Source organism: Nitrosopumilus maritimus SCM1, from assembly GCF_000018465.1.
GTDB classification, from domain to species: domain Archaea; phylum Thermoproteota; class Nitrososphaeria; order Nitrososphaerales; family Nitrosopumilaceae; genus Nitrosopumilus; species Nitrosopumilus maritimus.
The window spans coordinates 1-16,805 of the sequence record NC_010085.1; the positions used below are offsets into that span (position 1 = coordinate 1).

General features: G+C 34.1%; 21 protein-coding genes. 11 read left to right on the forward strand and 10 right to left on the reverse strand.

Annotated elements, in window-relative coordinates:
- Positions 1-145: 145 nt before the first annotated feature.
- A complete protein-coding gene (locus NMAR_RS00005) occupies positions 146-1,348 on the forward strand; it encodes a Cdc6/Cdc18 family protein (RefSeq protein ID WP_012214388.1) in 1,203 nt (400 codons plus the stop codon).
- Here the strand turns inward: NMAR_RS00005 and NMAR_RS00010 are convergent.
- Positions 1,325-2,770, reverse strand: a complete 1,446-nt coding sequence (locus tag NMAR_RS00010) for a DNA-directed DNA polymerase II small subunit (RefSeq protein WP_012214389.1) — start codon at positions 2,768-2,770, stop codon at positions 1,325-1,327. The genes NMAR_RS00005 and NMAR_RS00010 overlap by 24 nt on opposite strands.
- A 74-nt stretch (positions 2,771-2,844) precedes the next feature.
- On the opposite strand from NMAR_RS00010, the gene NMAR_RS00015 reads away from it, so the two are divergent.
- Entirely contained in the window at positions 2,845-3,387 is a 543-nt protein-coding gene (locus NMAR_RS00015) for a stage II sporulation protein M (RefSeq protein WP_338037105.1), read from the forward strand.
- A 75-nt stretch (positions 3,388-3,462) separates the two neighbouring features.
- Positions 3,463-4,359, forward strand: coding sequence for a cupredoxin domain-containing protein (locus NMAR_RS00020; protein ID WP_012214391.1), 897 nt, complete (start codon positions 3,463-3,465; stop codon positions 4,357-4,359).
- Here the strand turns inward: NMAR_RS00020 and cbiE are convergent.
- Together cbiE and NMAR_RS00030 are read right to left on the reverse strand one after the other, a co-directional pair.
- Positions 4,356-5,072 (reverse strand): precorrin-6y C5,15-methyltransferase (decarboxylating) subunit CbiE, encoded by a 717-nt coding sequence (gene cbiE, locus NMAR_RS00025; RefSeq protein ID WP_012214392.1) that lies wholly within the window; start codon positions 5,070-5,072, stop codon positions 4,356-4,358. The two genes, NMAR_RS00020 and cbiE, sit on opposite strands and share 4 nt — an antisense overlap.
- Positions 5,073-5,074: 2 nt before the next feature.
- Positions 5,075-5,566: a hypothetical protein gene (locus NMAR_RS00030; RefSeq protein ID WP_012214393.1), complete on the reverse strand. Its 492-nt coding sequence runs from the start codon at positions 5,564-5,566 to the stop codon at positions 5,075-5,077.
- A 72-nt stretch (positions 5,567-5,638) separates the two neighbouring features.
- On the opposite strand from NMAR_RS00030, the gene NMAR_RS00035 reads away from it, so the two are divergent.
- Entirely contained in the window at positions 5,639-7,168 is a 1,530-nt protein-coding gene (locus NMAR_RS00035) for a peptidylprolyl isomerase (protein WP_012214394.1), read from the forward strand.
- Here NMAR_RS00035 and NMAR_RS00040 read toward each other — a convergent pair whose 3' ends face one another.
- Positions 7,169-8,524, reverse strand: a complete 1,356-nt coding sequence (locus NMAR_RS00040) for an NAD(P)/FAD-dependent oxidoreductase (protein ID WP_012214395.1) — start codon at positions 8,522-8,524, stop codon at positions 7,169-7,171.
- A gap of 69 nt (positions 8,525-8,593) precedes the next feature.
- Positions 8,594-9,259, reverse strand: coding sequence for an ACT domain-containing protein (locus NMAR_RS00045; protein ID WP_148679989.1), 666 nt, complete (start codon positions 9,257-9,259; stop codon positions 8,594-8,596).
- Positions 9,260-9,363: 104 nt separating this feature from the next.
- Between NMAR_RS00045 and hsp20 the strand changes: the two genes are divergently transcribed.
- The 4 genes from hsp20 (at position 9,364) to NMAR_RS00065 (ending at position 12,783) form a co-directional block, all read left to right on the forward strand.
- Positions 9,364-9,861 (forward strand): archaeal heat shock protein Hsp20, encoded by a 498-nt coding sequence (gene hsp20, locus NMAR_RS00050; protein ID WP_148680266.1) that lies wholly within the window; start codon positions 9,364-9,366, stop codon positions 9,859-9,861.
- 27 nt (positions 9,862-9,888) lie between these two features.
- On the forward strand, positions 9,889-12,030 hold the full coding sequence (locus NMAR_RS00055) for a CDC48 family AAA ATPase (protein ID WP_012214398.1): 2,142 nt from the start codon (positions 9,889-9,891) through the stop codon (positions 12,028-12,030).
- 29 nt (positions 12,031-12,059) lie between these two features.
- Positions 12,060-12,278, forward strand: coding sequence for a hypothetical protein (locus tag NMAR_RS00060; protein WP_048083098.1), 219 nt, complete (start codon positions 12,060-12,062; stop codon positions 12,276-12,278).
- Positions 12,279-12,390: 112 nt separating this feature from the next.
- The gene (locus NMAR_RS00065) at positions 12,391-12,783 is read left to right on the forward strand and encodes a hypothetical protein (RefSeq protein ID WP_238523177.1); all 393 of its coding nucleotides are present in this window, start codon (positions 12,391-12,393) and stop codon (positions 12,781-12,783) included.
- A 16-nt stretch (positions 12,784-12,799) separates the two neighbouring features.
- On the opposite strand, the gene NMAR_RS00070 is transcribed toward NMAR_RS00065, so the two are convergent.
- Together NMAR_RS00070 and NMAR_RS00075 are read right to left on the reverse strand one after the other, a co-directional pair.
- The gene (locus NMAR_RS00070) at positions 12,800-13,720 is read right to left on the reverse strand and encodes a transcription initiation factor IIB (RefSeq protein WP_012214400.1); all 921 of its coding nucleotides are present in this window, start codon (positions 13,718-13,720) and stop codon (positions 12,800-12,802) included.
- 176 nt (positions 13,721-13,896) lie between these two features.
- Positions 13,897-14,085, reverse strand: a complete 189-nt coding sequence (locus NMAR_RS00075; RefSeq protein WP_148679990.1) for a hypothetical protein — start codon at positions 14,083-14,085, stop codon at positions 13,897-13,899.
- 126 nt (positions 14,086-14,211) lie between these two features.
- Here NMAR_RS00075 and crcB point away from each other — a divergent pair, with 126 nt between their 5' ends.
- Both crcB and NMAR_RS00085 read left to right on the forward strand, forming a co-directional pair.
- A complete protein-coding gene (gene crcB / locus NMAR_RS00080) occupies positions 14,212-14,592 on the forward strand; it encodes a fluoride efflux transporter CrcB (RefSeq protein ID WP_012214402.1) in 381 nt (126 codons plus the stop codon).
- A gap of 6 nt (positions 14,593-14,598) precedes the next feature.
- Positions 14,599-14,826, forward strand: coding sequence for a hypothetical protein (locus NMAR_RS00085; protein ID WP_012214403.1), 228 nt, complete (start codon positions 14,599-14,601; stop codon positions 14,824-14,826).
- Here NMAR_RS00085 and NMAR_RS00090 read toward each other — a convergent pair whose 3' ends face one another.
- The gene (locus NMAR_RS00090) at positions 14,827-15,099 is read right to left on the reverse strand and encodes a hypothetical protein (RefSeq protein WP_012214404.1); all 273 of its coding nucleotides are present in this window, start codon (positions 15,097-15,099) and stop codon (positions 14,827-14,829) included.
- Positions 15,100-15,195: 96 nt separating this feature from the next.
- The gene (locus tag NMAR_RS00095; RefSeq protein WP_148680267.1) at positions 15,196-15,423 is read right to left on the reverse strand and encodes a hypothetical protein; all 228 of its coding nucleotides are present in this window, start codon (positions 15,421-15,423) and stop codon (positions 15,196-15,198) included.
- Between the two features lie 107 nt (positions 15,424-15,530).
- On the opposite strand from NMAR_RS00095, the gene NMAR_RS00100 reads away from it, so the two are divergent.
- Positions 15,531-15,830 (forward strand): hypothetical protein, encoded by a 300-nt coding sequence (locus NMAR_RS00100; RefSeq protein ID WP_012214405.1) that lies wholly within the window; start codon positions 15,531-15,533, stop codon positions 15,828-15,830.
- On the opposite strand, the gene NMAR_RS00105 is transcribed toward NMAR_RS00100, so the two are convergent.
- Complete coding sequence (locus NMAR_RS00105; RefSeq protein WP_012214406.1) at positions 15,827-16,771, reverse strand: COG1361 family protein; 945 nt, start codon at positions 16,769-16,771, stop codon at positions 15,827-15,829. The two genes, NMAR_RS00100 and NMAR_RS00105, sit on opposite strands and share 4 nt — an antisense overlap.
- Between the last annotated feature and the right edge of the window lie 34 nt (positions 16,772-16,805).

The window sequence follows — 16,805 nt, forward strand, 5'->3', positions numbered from 1 at the left end:
TTTTTTCTATTTTTTTTTTGAGAAAAAACAAAAACTAACTAAAAATAATTAATTACAAACTAAACTAGAATTACTATTCTATTCTATACTCTCTTAATTGAGATATGGTTAAGATGAAATTGATAGGAAACAAAGGTGTGTGAGTATGTCTGATCCGATTGATAGATTATTAGATGCAGCTGAATCTGGCAAATCAATTATCAAAAACAGGGAGATCCTACATTTTACCTATATTCCAAAAACCATCCAACATAGGAATACTGAACAAGAACAAGTTACCCAATCACTCTTACCAATTCTCAAACAATCAAGACCTTCCAATCTTTTGGTATATGGTAAACCTGGTACTGGCAAAACACTTGTCGTCAAAAAAGTTATCTCAAAAATCCAAGAGAGGGTAGAGAAATCAAATTTCCCGATAAAACTAATCTACTCAAACGCAAAAAAAGAGACCACATTATACGGTTTATTGGTCAGTTTTGGGCGTCAATTAGGGCTATCTGACAAAGAATTACCCTCAACTGGTCTTGCCATCAGTGAGGTGTTCAAACGTATCCTGAATAATATTGATCAGGAAAAAACCAATGTTGTCTTTGTAATTGATGAGATAGATTACCTAGCAGAACTAGTATCAAAGACTGGAAAGGACATCCTTTACCAACTAACCAGAGCAAACGAAAACCTCAATTCTGGATCATTGACTTTGATTGGAATTTCAAATGACTTGACCTTCAAAGAAAAACTAGACCCTAGGGTAATCAGCAGTCTGGGAGAGGAGGAGATTGTCTTTACAAATTATGATGTTGAACAAATAAAAAAAATTCTAGAGGAGAGGATATCTGAAGCCTTTGAGGCCGAATCTGTGGATGAATCTGCTCTAAACTTATGCGCTGCTCTGGCAGGAGGAGAACACGGTGATGCAAGACGGGCAATAGATCTGATTAGAGTTGCAGGCGAACTTGCTGAAAGACAACAATCAGACAAAGTCACTGAAACCCATGTCAGAGATGCATCTCAAAAAATTGAAGAAAACAAAGAAGAGACATCCCTCAAATCATACCCACTTCACGAAAAACTAGTCATACTTGCTATAATGAAGGCCAATGGCTCTTCTACTGGAGAAATATACTCTTCATACAAAAACCTCTGTAAAGTTGTAGGACGAGATGAGCTTACCCAAAGAAGAATCACACAAATGCTAAGTGAAATTGAACTTTCTGGAATAATCTCTGGAAGATTGGTCCATCAAGGAATTCATGGTAGGACAAAAAAATACAAACTAACAATATCATCTGAAATGGTAAAAAAGACCTTCAAAGATGATTTAACTTTGCAAGATATTGTCTAGATTAGAATTGTAATTTTGGTGGAAAACCTGAAAGGTCTTTAAATTAACCAGTAAAGCAATACCTGGATTTGGAGTCATCCCAACACTTGCTTGAAATGGTGTCTGTTTCTGCCAAGAGCCTGAATTAACCAACAATATACCCTTGTACATATCCAACTGAGCCTTGTGGACGTGGCCTACATGAAAGATATCTGGAATATCTTCAATTACCATAAGATCCTGCATCTCAGGAGCAATTGGCGTCTGGCTGCCATAAATTGGACTTAGATGTCTGGCCCTAAGTAGGTGCTTCATCACATTTGTTGGCTTGTCATAACTTAGCCCTGGGGTAGTCTTTACAATATCATCAATACTTTGCCCATGAAACATCATCACTTTCACACCATTTAATGAGACTACAGCAGGGTTTCCAACCATTATGACATTTTCCCTATCCCATAATCCAGAATTATACTTCTTTGGAATTGCTGGTTGAGGGAGTGCCCTTCTACCCGGATCATGGTTTCCAGGCATTATGATTATCTTGATATTTTTTGGAATCTGATCAATCAAACTTTCAACTTTTTTAAGCTGTTCCTCTATGGTTTGACAAACTAATTCCTTGTTCTGATTTGGGTAAATTCCAACCCCATCAACCATATCTCCTCCAATCAAAATAAATCGGATTTTTTTTGCTGTAGGATCGGGACTAGATATCCAAGAGAAAAACTCTGTTAACTCTTCTTCCATGAAATATTTACTTCCAATATGTAAATCAGACAAAAATACGGCATAGGCTTCAGATTCTGACTTGTTTGTGGCCTGATCAGGAATATCCGGAAAAATCAAATCCTTTATGATGAATCCAGAGTTCTTTCCTACACTAACTCTTGCCATAACAAATTGGTCTACTAGGAGAGTATCTGCCGTCTTTTGAAGTTCAGTATCAAAAATAATCCCCTCAAATGAGCCTGAAGGATCCTCTAAAACCAACTTTGTTACATTTCTCTCACTATTTCTTGAAGTTACCAAACCACAGACATACATGTCATCTTCAGATCTTTCATTTTTAACAAAAGTCAGAGATTTTAACATTCGAGCCTCTGGTCTGTCTGAAATTATTCGTTTTAGTTTGTTAAACCTACTAGAAAACAATGCATTGTATCCCTTTACTCCTTCTCCCGTGGTTATCTTGTCTGTAGGATCCAGCAAAACCTTGACCTCATTTTCTAAGGATGGATCATCTTTGATTCCAAGATATGTTTCTAAATCATCTTGATTGATTTGAAATAATTTCTGTTTGGTTTTTTCTCTGACAATTTCCTTTATTATTTTCTCTAGTTTTTTCACATCGACATTTTCTAAAATTTTAAAAGCATTTGGATGAATCTGGAATCCTTTGTTTAATGCATAGTTTAATGCAAAGGACAGTTCCTTTTTCATATCAAAAAATATAATGTGGTTTAATTAAATCTGCGCCTACCAACCCTCAAATATTGTTCTAATGGTATTGTGTTGTGAATAAACTCCGAATTTCTTTATTTTTCATATTCATGGCAATCTTTACTGGTACATATCAAATTGGTTCAATGTCTACTGTGAGCCAGGAAGAAGCTGATATTTTCATGTCAGAATTTGAGGAATTAGTTTTGGATATTGATGGATTTGGGATATTTACTCATAACACATCATTAGCACTTCCAATGTTTATTCCAGGATTTGGTGTTGCTTGGGGTTTGTTTTCAGCATGGTCAACAGGATTTGCATTTGCAGCAATAACTACAACTGCTCCAATTTTAGAAAAAGTCCCCCCCTTAGCAATTTTATTTTTATCTCCATTTGGCTTGATGGAGTTAACTGCATATTCTTTAGCAACATCTAGGAGTTTTATCCTGATTAGAGCAATAACGAAAAAAATCAATCTTAGAACCTTCATCAAACCAACTGTAATCGAGATTGGTGTTGTAGTTGGGTTGCTTTTGGCAGGAGGGTATCTAGAATTTTACATGATAGAAATGGCTCAAGAACAAGGCCTCCAAATACCTGGAATTGATATCTGATCCCTTAGGATTTGCCTATTGAGTCTAAAATAATTTAGTAGCAAATTATAAACCAAATTAGAAGACAAATCTATTGTGAAGTTAACAATAACATTACTAGCATTATTCATATTTTCCTCAGGATATATTCTCAATGAATCGTTTGCAGAAGTTTCTGAAAACCAAGTATTTCTCCTAGAGGGCTCTGGTTTTGCTGTAACTGAAGAACAAATCAAATTTTCAGAAATTGATTTTGGTTTATCATCTCAAGACCAACGAGGTAGTACCATTAATTTTGTAATAGAGGATGGCTTTATCACACTTGATGAAGAAGAATTTATCATTTCAGAATTAGAAGGAAAATTTTTGCGTGAAGGCCGTTATATTCGAATTAATGGAGATATAGAAAGTTCTAGTGGTTTTGATACTACAATCAGCTTCTTTGGAAGATTAGTTGCAGAAAGTAAAGATGCTGCAGTTTATGGTTTTACTGGTAGAATTACAACAACTGATGATACCTACAAAATAATTTACACTACAAAATTATCTTCATTATCAAAAATTGATGTAACCCCAACAATTGAAGAATCACAAGAACTTTCAATTCGTATTCTTAAAGGTGCTTCCTCTCAAGGAGTTTCGGATAGCTATGTCGGACTAACAACAAGTGGCTCAATTAGGTTAGGATATTTTTCTGATGATAGGATATCAATTGAACCAGGAACTACTATTACAATCATAAATGATGATAATGTTTCTCATAGTATTCTTAGTGGAAAAGAAAATTATGGTGATAGACATGATCCATTTGATCCAGATGGTAGAATCTCAACTGGCGATATTGCCCCTGGCAAATCTGTTAACATTACATTTGATGAAGCAGGATTTTACAGATTATATGATCCAGACTACCCTTGGATGAAAATTGTAGCATATGTATTCCCCAATTCTGATAATCTAATTCTTAGACAAGGCCAAAATCTAGGAAACTAATTTTCCCATTGCCATCTGTAATTCATGTAAGAATCTAAACTTGTTTGATTAAACACCATTACTGACAAATCTGAAAACTCTTTTCCTTCCAAATCTTTTACAGTTCCTTCAAAACTAGTTTCATTTTCAGTGGTTATGGCTTCAAAAACATGAACTTTAATCCTTGTAGTATCAAAACCACATTCACGAAGATAAACTGCAATTTCTGATGGCATAAAATGCTTGTCTGGTTGTTTTGGCCATGGTCTTGGAACTAACACCACACTAAATCCATCAATCAATGCCTTTTGCAGCTCTAATTTCTTATCTTCAATTGGAGTTGTTACATGCATTGTAATCACTCTAGATTTATCAAGCGGTACTTGTGCTCTGGATGCTGCTACTTGTATAGAACTAATTCCTGGAACTATTTCTACCTCACCAAAAATTTCTATTAATCTATCTACCACTTCAGATTCTGAAAAATTTACATCTCCAGTAAATGGAATTACTAGAGTTTTATCTCCTAATCTTGGAAAAACTTCTTGATAGGATTCTTCTTGATTATTCATTGTAATTTCATGAATTTCTTTGCCCTCAAGAAGGTGTTCGATTGTTTTTAAAGTGTATTTGTACCCAATCACAATATCACAATTTTGAACTATATCTTTGACAACTTCTGTTACATATTTTGGTGAACCTGGACCTACACCTACGGCAATAACTTTTCCCAATTTTACTTTGTAAATTTCTGTCTGTCTTTAATATATTGCACAAATGGTGCCCAATCTACTTTCATGTATTTTGTGGGCTCTTTTGCTGGATATTTTACCCAATCTTGGGCAATAGAATATTGAAATTTCTCTTTTTTACCGTCTTGTTCATATTCTAATTCTAAAACACTTCCCCACGTCTTTTCTTCAAAACTAATATTGGAAATATCATCAAATGATAATTCTGTGTTTCTTTTATCTTCAACATCATTCATCAAATCTTCTTCATCATAACCATCATGACGTATCATGGTATTTTTTGATCTGATAAAATTAATTACCTGTCTTTGAGTAATTGCCTTCCACCATTTCATTTTGGCTTCAGTTTTATGAATAAACATTAGATGCTTATCAGTTAAAACCAACATTCCTTCTTTACCTCCAATTGATAGAAATTTTTTTGATTCTCTCCATATTGAAACAACATGTGCCTGAATCTTCTCATCAGGTTGCATAGGAGTAATCTGTTTGGCTTTGTTAAAAACTAATACAATTGGCTTTTAAGTGAGATTTATTGCAGAAAAATATTGAAGAAAATAATTCTTGCAATCACATTTTCATTATTGTTTATGGGAATTGTAAATCAAACAACTGCCCAATCTGTAGAGGTTAATCCAATTAAGATAATGGATCCTGTTGTAATCATTGAAACTAGTTTGGGAAATATCACAATTGGCTTTTTCCCAAATGATGCACCTAAACATGTAGAAAATTTTCTTAAACTATCAACCTCTGGATTTTACGATGGAACTCTTTTTCATAGAATAATTCCAGGCTTCATGATTCAGGGCGGTGATCCAAATACAATTGATGGCGATTCAAGTACCTGGGGGACTGGTGGTCCAGATGAAAGATTAGATGCAGAGTTTAACAATATCAAACATAATCGTGGAATAGTTTCAATGGCAAGATCAGCTGATCCAAATAGCGGTGGCTCACAATTCTTTATCGTACATCAAAATTCCAACTTTCTTGATGAACAATACACTGTATTTGGTAGAATTATAACTGAAGAAAGTTTTGAAACACTTGATAAAATTGCATCAGTTTCCACTGGAAGTAGAGATGAACCTATAAATCCTGAACAAGTAAGAATTATCAAAGTTTCAGTTGTTCCACGTGCAGATATTCCTGATTTAATTGAATTAACAGAACCTGATCGAATCCAAACAAACGTAGAGCCATCTACTGGGAGTCAACTATTTGAAAGCGAAGAACATGATATAGCATTTAGTGCTCCTGCAGGCTGGCTTTTACAACAACCTGAGAAAACTCAAGAAAACACTCCTGATGTTGTAGCAGTTGGACCAAAGGTTGGCACAGTAAATCCTGTAATTTCACTTACAATACTTCCTACAAATGGAAAAATCATTGATGATATAATTTCAGAAAAAAATGAAGAATTACAACCACTTGCAGAATCAAGAGGATTGAATATAATTTCTCAAGAACAAATTACCATTAATGATAAGGATGCATATGTAACTAACGCACAAGGAGTTTTTTCTGCTAATGGTCAGGATTATGATGTAAAATTCAAAGAGGTTATAATTTATGGTTCAGATAACTATTACACTTTTTCGTACAGTAACGGTGTAGACGACTTTGATTCTCAAATAGAAAGATTTAACGAAACAATAGATTCTTTTAAAAAATTATCTGAAGACTCTGCAAATTCTGAAGAAAATGGTGGATGTTTAATTGCAACTGCAACATTTGGCTCTGAACTTGCACCTCAAGTACAACAATTAAGAGAATTAAGAGATAACACTATTCTTGAAACAGAATCTGGAACTGCTTTTATGAGTGGATTTAATCAATTGTATTATTCATTCTCCCCAACAATTGCTGATTTAGAACGTGAGTCTCCCCTCTTCAAAGAAATTGTGAAACTAACAATCACTCCGATGTTGTCTTCACTTTCAATTCTAAAGTATGCTGAAATAAATTCAGAAGAAGAAATGATCTCTTATGGTGTAGGAATAATTCTAATGAATATTGGAATGTATTTTGTAGCTCCAACTATTATCATCTATAAAATTAGAAAACTAAACTAGTTACCAAACATCATCTACTTCATCAAGAACCTTGTATTCTTTTTCTGGTTCACGTCTCATGAATTTGAGTCTTGAAATGTCTCTATCAAAAATCGCATCAGCTGTCCAATCAAGAAAAACTCTAAATCGCTTATCCCACGTTGGGATTTTTGATAGGTAAATATTTCTCCAAAGAAACCATGCAAAAATTCCATGAATATTCATTCCTAAAAATGATGCAATACCTGTTCTCTTTCCGATAATTGCCATCTGGCCTTTTGATTCATACGTAAATTCTGTTTTTTCTTCATTTCTAATCAAAGCATGAAGGTTTTTTGCAGCAATTTTGGCTTGAGCCTCTGCAATTTGAGCAGTTGGTGGAAATGGTCTTTGACTATTAGGATCCATAAACAGCGCACAGTCTCCAATTGCAAAAACACCTGGAAAATCATTTACTTCTAAATTCTTGTCTACAATGATTTTTCCTTTGTCTGTTTTGAATAACGATCTCTTGATTGTATTGACTGGTGTTACACCTGCAGTCCAAATTACAGTCTTTGTTTGGATTGAACTAATAACTGAATCATCTGATGCATCTTTGTCAACATCCAATCTCTTTATCATGACTTCATCTCCATCAAAACTAGTTACAGCTGTTTGTAGTTTGATCTCAATTCCATGTTCTGTTAATTTTTCTTGTGCAAACTTTGCAAGGCTTTCAGAAAAACCTGGTAAAATATTTGGTAATGCTTCTAATACGACAACTCTAATATCTTCTTTTTTGATATTAGGGTAGTACTTTCTAACATCCAATAGGAGATCCATTATCTCTCCTGCTGTCTCGATTCCTGCAAATCCTCCTCCAACTACAACAAAAGTTAGAAGACTATGTTTTAGAATTGGATTTGTCTCATTTTCTGCTTGTTCTAACATGTCTATCATTCTATTTCTAACCATAACTGCATCATTGAGTGTCTTCATTTGATAGGCATTTTTCTCAAGATCATTCATTCCAAAAAAGTTAGTTTCACTTCCCAATGCTACAACAAGAAAATCATAATGAAGTGAAATTCCTCTCTTGTTTCCACTCCCCCAAAGATTTACAATTTTTCCGTAAGGATCTATATTTTTGACTCTACCTTCGTAAAATGTTGCTTTTTTTGTAATTGTTCTAATTGGCATTACAATGTGTCTTGTCTCAATCATTCCGGAAGCCACTTGGGGTAGCATTGGAGTAAACAACAGAAAATTATCCTCACTAACTAAAACAATTTCAATTTCTGAATCATTTTTGAAATATTCTTCTAGTTTCCTAGTACACTCTAATCCTGCAAAACCGCCTCCTAAAACGACAATTTTCTTCTTATTTCGAGCCATTTGCTTACCCCAGAAAAAGACGAAATATATCCCTATGAGTTTATTTTCGGAAATTATGCGTGCCTATTCTCAGGCTCTCATTATATCAGAGTGTAAAATCTCATATGCCCTTGATGCATCCTTTTCATTTAGAAAAATTACGATATTATCCTGACTGAAAAACGCATTAACTAGTTCAATTCCGTTTGCATGTAATACCTCTGCAACATAGGAAACCACATCTGATTGATTTTGTGAATTTGGTATTGTAATTTTGATCTTTGCAAGACCCGTACTAAATACATCCTCTCTATCTGAAACATTACCAAAAATCTGCCTAATGTCTTCCATGTCTTCAGTAAGGAATCTAAAGGAATCGGACATTCTAAAAAATTCATAGTTATTTGTAATCTTTGAGAACTTATCCAAAATTGCCATAGGATCAATTTGGTTAGAATCTTTGATTGAAAATTTAATATCCATAATTCCATCAGTCAAAGCCAATCTTGCATTCTTCAAAACTGGTTCTTCCTTTACTTCCTCTTTAATCTCAAATGAATCTGCATATCTCTTGATTGCCACAACTATGGTATTGAGATTAACACTGTTACCCAAAATTCTTTCAACTTCTGGCTGAATCTTTACTGCTAATGCTGTATAGTTTATCAAATCCATCTTCATGCAGTCATAAATCGAACGATTTCTTGTGATCATCTCTCTGACTATCTCAGGCACGGACATGCTTGCTACCCTCATTAAGATTATTATATAATGTCAGTTATAATAGGCTTATGTAAGAAATCAAAGAAAATCCAATAATCTTTATATAATGTCATAGATATTACATACTATAGGTGAATATGACAATGTTCTTTGATAGCGAATTTGATAGAATCTTCAAACAGATGTCTAGATCTTTTTTCAATACAGATGACATCTTTGAGGGATTCAAGGGAAATGGTTCTGAATCTGGCCCATTTTATTATGGTTATACAATGACCGTGGGTCCTGATGGGAAACCTGTTGTAAAAGAATATGGAAACGTCAAACCAGGCCAACTTCCAGCTTCTGATACACGAGAACCAATAGTAGACACAATTGTTGATGAAAAAGAAAAAGTTGTAAAACTCATAGCTGAGATGCCAGGAGTTGAAAAGACTGATGTCAAAATTATTGTTGACAACAAAGTTGTAGATTTGTCCGCAGAACGTGGTGATAAAAAATATCATGTCAAAGTTCCAGTACAACACAAAGTTGATGAAAACTCTGCAAAGGCTTCCTACAAAAACGGAATTTTGCAACTTGTCTTCAAGTTAGTTGAAGAAAAACCAACTGGCAAACAGGTGGAGGTTGAATAAACCCCCCTTTATTTTTGAGGTGAAAAAATGAGTGAAATTATTTTAAAAGTTGATGAAATTCCGCAACAACATGTTGGAAGAGGAAGAGCAATAATTGATCCTAAAATTATTGAAGATAACAAATGGAATACTGGCCAAATCTTAGAATTAACATATAACAAAAAAACACATGTAAAACTTTGGCCAGGAAATCCTGAAGAATATGGTACAGGAATTATCAAAATTGATGGAATGGCAAGACAAAACATTGGAGCAGGAATTGGTGATAAAATTTCTTTAAAATCCGTTGAAGCTGCAAACGCAGAACAGATTGTTTTGTCTCCTACTGAGAAAATATCTGCTGAAGGATTACAAGAATACATGACCTATAACTATCTTAATCATGTATTTACAACTGGAGATACATTATCTCTTAACACTCAGATGGGTGGACGAGTTCAATTCATTGTAACTAGCACAAAACCTTCAAAACCAGTAATTGTTACTGAAAATACAATTTTCAAACTTGGCACAATGACAAAATCAGTTGATGCTTCTGTTCCAAGAATAACATATGATGAACTAGGTGGTCTCAAAAACGAAGTCCAAAAAATTCGTGAGATGGTAGAATTACCAATGAGGCATCCAGAGCTATTTGATAAAATTGGTGTAGAAGCTCCAAAAGGAGTTTTATTATATGGCCCTCCAGGTACAGGAAAAACTCTTCTTGCAAAGGCAGTAGCTGGTGAAACTAATGCCCACTTTATCTCACTTAGTGGTCCTGAAATCATGGGCAAGTACTATGGTGAAAGTGAAGAAAAAATTAGAGAGATCTTCAATCAAGCTGAAGAGAATTCTCCAAGCATAATCTTCATTGATGAGATAGATTCCATTGCTCCAAAAAGAGACGAAGTTTCAGGAGAAGTTGAAAAGAGAATTGTTTCGCAACTTTTGACTTTGATGGATGGAATGAAATCTAGAGGTAAAGTTGTAGTTATTGCAGCTACCAATAGACCAGACTCTATTGATCCTGCACTTAGAAGACCTGGAAGATTTGATAGAGAAATTGAAATTGGAATTCCTGATGATGAAGGAAGATTTGAAATTCTTTCAATCCACACACGTGGAATGCCGATAGATGAAAAGGTAGATCTCAAACAAATCTCAAAGACAACACATGGATTTGTTGGAGCTGACTTGGAAGTCTTGTCAAAAGAAGCTGCAATGAGATCACTGCGTAGAATTCTTCCTGAGATAGATCTTGATGAAGATAAGATATCTGCAGAAATTCTACAAAAAATAGAGATAACAAGTGAAGACTTTAGAGATGCACTAAAAGAAGTCAGACCAAGTGCATTACGTGAAGTCCAAGTACAGATTCCTAACGTAAGTTGGGATGATGTTGGTGGTCTTGATGAACTAAAAGAAGAATTACGTGAGGCAGTTGAATGGCCTATCAAACACAAAGAAGCATTTGACTATGTTGATGTTGAAACACCAAAAGGAATCCTATTACATGGTCCACCTGGAACTGGTAAGACATTGATTGCAAAAGCTCTTGCAAAAATGACAGAGTCTAATTTTATCAGCATAAAGGGACCAGAATTACTCTCAAAATGGGTCGGCGAATCTGAAAAAGGAGTCAGAGAAATCTTCAGAAAAGCACGACAAGCAGCACCTTGTATAATCTTCTTAGATGAAGTAGATGCACTAGTACCCAGAAGAGGCAGTGGTGGTTCAGAATCACATGTAACAGAGAGTGTGGTATCTCAAATTCTAACTGAGATAGATGGACTAGAAGAACTACACAATGTGTTGATAGTTGGTGCAACAAATCGATTAGACATTGTAGATGATGCACTGCTTAGACCTGGAAGATTTGATAGAATCATCGAAGTTCCAAATCCAGATGCAAAAGGAAGACGAAACATATTTGAGATTCATACAAAAAAGAAACCACTTGCAAGTGATGTGGATATTGCAAAACTTGTAGAGTTGACTGATGGATTTAGTGGAGCTGAAATTGCAGCAGTTGCAAACAGAGCAGCAATAGCAGCTCTTAAAAAATATGTTAGCGGCAAAGCACAAAATGTCAAAGACATCAAGATATCTCAACAAGAACTAGTTGATGCAATTGACAAGGTAAAGCCTCGCAAAAAAGAGATTCCACTTGCTCAGTCCATAAAATAGTCTAAATACTAAGGAAAATGAGACAAAACATGAAACTGTATCTTGACTTTGACCCCTGCCAAGAATGTAATACTATGATGGCAGAACTTAGTAGCCCTGAGATGCTATTTGCTGATGAAAAGACACGAGCAGATGAATCTGCAAAGTTTCTCAGGCACTTGACATACAATCACAACGAAGTAGTTCAAGCTGTTATGGATGATCTTCCAAAACAAAAAAGAGATCAAGAACCTGATTTCTACAAATAACTTTCTTTTTCATTCTTAACAATCAATAATCATATTCATATACAAAATTGTCTTAAATTGTATGGATAAAATGAAAATTAGTTTTTTATTTAGTTTAACTGTAATAGCTATTTTGATTAGCTTAACACCTTCATTTGCACAAGAAACTGAACAAGAACCAGAACCTCCAGGACTTCCTGAACCTTCTCCTGAACCTGAACCAATTCCATTACCTGAACCTGAACCTGTTCCTGAACCATTTCCTGAAGAGACTGAATCAGAAAAAATCCAGAGACTAACTGAAGAAAATGAACAATTAAAGCAACAAAACAAAAACCTTCAAGGTCAAATATCTACTTTAAAGAATGAAAAATCAGGATTACAATCACAAATATCACAATTGAATGAAAGAATCAAAGACTTGGAAGAAATCACAATAGAACAACTTCGTGTAATTATGGAATTGGTAAATAGACTAAAAGATGTATTTTATGAAAAAATAATTTCTCCTACATTCACCATGTAGGATTTTTTTGGATTTTTTACTCATCAAGCTTTAGTATCTTCTTAATCAAAACAGTCCTGTTTCTTATTGTTACGTCACTGACTCCTGCTTCAACTGAGACTCTTTTTTGACTGACTCTCTCGCCATTCAGTACACATGAAATGTATAATGAAGCAGCCGCTTGTGCTACTGGGTGTTTTCCAGCAGTAATTCCTTCTTCTTCACAGCGTTTTAGTATATCAAATGCTCCTCGTTTTGTCGTTTCTTTCAAATTCATATTGTTTGAAATTTTGGAGATAAACGAGGCAGTGTCGTACTGATTAAGATTTAATCCAAGCTTTTTGATTATGGTTCTCAAATCTCGGGAAAGTATTCTTCTCTCAACATTACCAGCTTTTGCAATATCATCTAATGTTCTTGGAATATTATTTTCTCTACATGCTGCATACAACGAGGCTGAAATCAATGATGCCATAGTTCTTCCTCGTGTCAATTTTGCACTAACAATTTTTCTGTAGATATAGGCAGCATTTTCTACCACATTATCTGGCACGCTTAACTTTGTCTTCATTGAATGAAGTAAAGTAAAGGCTTTGCTCAAAGTAGCAGTCTTTCTTGATTTGCTTCTTTGATCCCATGTTCGAAGTCTATTGAATTCATATTTTGTTTTGCTTGGTAATGCATTTCCTGAAGAATCTTTATTGCTTCCAATTACAGTTGATAGTCCCTTGTCAAACATCGTTAGAGATGTTGCAGGACCTGTTCTTGCTTGCTTCATAAAGTCTTCCTGAGTGTAACCGTTGTTTTCATATGATGCGTCAGCTAAGTTTTGCACTAGAATAAGACCGCAACCCCCACAAACAATTTCTCCTCGTTCAGAATCTGTTATTGCAGGGTAGGTTTTGCAAGCGTCTAGTTTACACTTGACATCATAATCGTTTGAATAATTTTCTACCACTATTAACTATACTTAGTTAACATAAAATAAAAATAAATTGTTATAGGAAATTTTGTAATCAAAACTATACTTTACAAACAAAAAATTCCTAATCTTTTTAGAAAAATTTGTTTTACAAAACCAATACAACATACATTGTATTAAATGTTAAAAATGAAAAAAGAATTTTTAAAAAATTATTGCTTCATTGATTCTAAAGAATGTCCGCGATTTGTAAACATCTGAATTACTGCTTCTTTTGAATAATCAATTCCGTGTTTTTCTTCCATGTGAGATCTGAATTTCTCAATTACTTCGTTTGCTTCACCAGTAATTTCAAGATCATCTTCAAATCCATAGTCGCTGACTTTTATTTTGAGGGTCATCTGCCATGGACAAAAAATCAAACCTATAAAAATCATAAACCTGCATTTCATCAAATGCGAAATTAGGCTTTTTGAACCCAAAATGTCTCAAATAGCACTAATAACGTCTGTTTCTATGAACCAAATATGAAAGGATTAGAGTTTGTTTTTCTTGCAGCCGGATCAGTTCTTGGGGCTTTTCTAAGATACAAAATTACAGAATCTCCTTTGATTTTCAACACATTACCGCTAAACGTTTTGATAGTTAATGTAATTGGTGCATTCATTCTTGGTGTGTTTATTGTTCTATCACAACAATGGAATCTTGATGGAAGATATTCTCTATTTGCCGCAATAGGATTTTGTGGTTCTCTAACAACAATGTCCTCATTTGCACTTGATTCTAGTAATCTACTAGAGAATAATCAATATGGTGCACTGGCAGCCAACATTATTGTCAATGTTGGCCTCTCTATTGGAGCTCTAATAGGAGGAAAATCCTTAATGAGTACGATAATATCTAACTGATTAGAAATGGTCTACTCTTATCAGGTTGTAAAGTTTCAAACAATATCATTTGTACAAGGAACTCATTGGTCTCAATCTGTAGGTGATAAAGGAATACTATACAAATCATTGAAAGATCCATTTTCAAAACTAATCGTTCAGACAAATGATTCGAAAAAATTATTCCGTGTACCAAAAGATAGAACTGTAATTGTTACAAATGATACAGTTCATTTTCTAGGCGAACTAGCCTAATCATATAAAGAATTGATCAACTTGATCTCTGTACTTTAGCGCAATCTTTCCAAAATCTGCAAAATCTTCAACAGTTGGATTTTTCATTCTCATTGCATACTGATTCACAAATACAGACAAAGCACTACCTATGATTAGATTGTAGACACCATCAGATACATTGTTTGAATATGGAAATGCAACTTTGATAAAAGGAAGATAAGATTCTGTTTGAGATATCATCAACTTGATATGTTTTTCAACAAAATCTTCAATGTCTGATGGTATTGCCATGTTTATACTAGTATTGATTTCTTATAAGTAGATCTTTAACTGTAGGTACTATTTTCAAAATTGATAATATTTTTAGAATTTGTTTCTAAAATTTTGTTAGTTCAATAATTGTTTTTTAATGACAATTTGAGATAGGTACTTTTCTTTTCCTTTTCTACTTCTAGGCAAACACCTTAGCTGTCTATTACAACATGGACAAGCCAACCCATCATATTCTACAAAAACTTCACAATAATTACATCTCTTTTGTCCTGCGGCATATCTTCCAATTTGTGATGGCTTTAATGCCTTGTACTCTTTGCATTTGCCAATACAATAAGTCATCATTAGAGCCAGAAATTATTCAAAGATAAAAGATTTGGTTGCACTGCAACGCACTTTTTACATTTCTTCCAAATTGAATTTATAATACTAGTCTCCATTTCTGGCTATTGCATTATTTAGACGAAAAAGTATTTGGAAAAATTACTACAAAAGAGATCATAGGTGCTGAACCTCCTGAAATTCCTGACACTAAAGATATCTTAGAAAATGAACTTGCAACTCTAGTTTCAGAACTAGAATCACAATCAAAAGAGAATCTTGAGAAACTCTTAGAACAACAGCAAGCTGCTGAAGCTCATGTAAATAGTAGACCTGGAGCTATGGCTCTATCTCAACCTAAAATTCAATTATTTACAAAGTATAGTCAGAAATACATTCAAAGTATCAAAGAAAAATTAGATTCTTAGACTTTTTTCTTTCTGGTGCGTTTCTTTGGAGATGTCTTTCTTCTTACCAATAATGAAATGATTGCTCCAGCTGGAATTCCTATGATTGTTCCAAGGCTAACATAAGGTGCAATAAAGAAATCTCCTACCCAAATCCCACCATCAGTTGTTAATTCCATAAAGGTTCTAGGTCGTAATACCACTGAGACAGTTTGTGAATCTTCCTTCTCATCTCCAACATCATCAGTATATTGTACAATAATCTCAAATGGTAACTTGTATTCTGTATTTACTTCTTCAGTTGGGGTAATGATCCGTGATGTGATTCCAACTGGAGTGTTTTTTTCAATTTTAGAAAATGAATGCATTGTCTCTCCTCTAAATTCAATATCTTTCGGTGGAATGATTTTGATTCTAACATCGGTAATGTCAATATCTTTAGATATCACTTCAACTTCAATTGGAAATTCTGCATTTGCAAAAATTGATTCAGGCATTTTTGTGTGGATTGTAACATTTGGGTCTTCTTTTATTGTAATTGGAATCGCAATGTCGTGATAAAACGGATCTTGTGGTGTCTCGTTATTTGAAACTAGAATCTGAGAATATTTTATGTTAAGAAAATGAATTCCTGGACTTGCATCATTTGTAATATTTAGACTGACATTTTCACCATATGAACCACCTTCAGTAAGTTTCTCAATTGTTACGCTGTTTGGTTCTACAATTAATCCTGGTACATCAGATAATGAAAATTCAAATGAAATATCTTGTTTTTCTTCCCATCCATTATTTTTTATTAAAATTGAGATGATTCCTTCCCTACCGACTACTATTTCATCAGGATGAGTGATCTTAATATCCATTCCTCCCTCTAGATTCTGAACTAGAGTTTCTCCATGAATGTTAGGGATCATAAAGAACAATCCTACAAGAAAAGGTGCAATCCAGAACCGATTCATGCTTTTTTATTATCACAACTGCATTATGACTATT

What these genes read in the sequence shown, in the direction of transcription:
- NMAR_RS00005 (WP_012214388.1), top strand. Translation starts at nt 146, where the DNA reads ATGTCTGATCCGATTGATAGATTATTAGATGCAGCTGAATCTGGCAAA.
- NMAR_RS00010 (WP_012214389.1), bottom strand. Translation starts at nt 2,770, where the DNA reads ATGAAAAAGGAACTGTCCTTTGCATTAAACTATGCATTAAACAAAGGA.
- NMAR_RS00030 (WP_012214393.1), bottom strand. Translation starts at nt 5,566, where the DNA reads ATGCAACCTGATGAGAAGATTCAGGCACATGTTGTTTCAATATGGAGA.
- NMAR_RS00040 (WP_012214395.1), bottom strand. Translation starts at nt 8,524, where the DNA reads ATGGCTCGAAATAAGAAGAAAATTGTCGTTTTAGGAGGCGGTTTTGCA.
- NMAR_RS00045 (WP_148679989.1), bottom strand. Translation starts at nt 9,259, where the DNA reads ATGAGGGTAGCAAGCATGTCCGTGCCTGAGATAGTCAGAGAGATGATC.
- hsp20 (WP_148680266.1), top strand. Translation starts at nt 9,364, where the DNA reads ATGACAATGTTCTTTGATAGCGAATTTGATAGAATCTTCAAACAGATG.
- NMAR_RS00055 (WP_012214398.1), top strand. Translation starts at nt 9,889, where the DNA reads ATGAGTGAAATTATTTTAAAAGTTGATGAAATTCCGCAACAACATGTT.
- NMAR_RS00060 (WP_048083098.1), top strand. Translation starts at nt 12,060, where the DNA reads ATGAAACTGTATCTTGACTTTGACCCCTGCCAAGAATGTAATACTATG.
- NMAR_RS00075 (WP_148679990.1), bottom strand. Translation starts at nt 14,085, where the DNA reads ATGACCCTCAAAATAAAAGTCAGCGACTATGGATTTGAAGATGATCTT.
- crcB (WP_012214402.1), top strand. Translation starts at nt 14,212, where the DNA reads ATGAAAGGATTAGAGTTTGTTTTTCTTGCAGCCGGATCAGTTCTTGGG.
- NMAR_RS00085 (WP_012214403.1), top strand. Translation starts at nt 14,599, where the DNA reads ATGGTCTACTCTTATCAGGTTGTAAAGTTTCAAACAATATCATTTGTA.
- NMAR_RS00090 (WP_012214404.1), bottom strand. Translation starts at nt 15,099, where the DNA reads ATGGCAATACCATCAGACATTGAAGATTTTGTTGAAAAACATATCAAG.
- NMAR_RS00095 (WP_148680267.1), bottom strand. Translation starts at nt 15,423, where the DNA reads ATGACTTATTGTATTGGCAAATGCAAAGAGTACAAGGCATTAAAGCCA.
- NMAR_RS00105 (WP_012214406.1), bottom strand. Translation starts at nt 16,771, where the DNA reads ATGAATCGGTTCTGGATTGCACCTTTTCTTGTAGGATTGTTCTTTATG.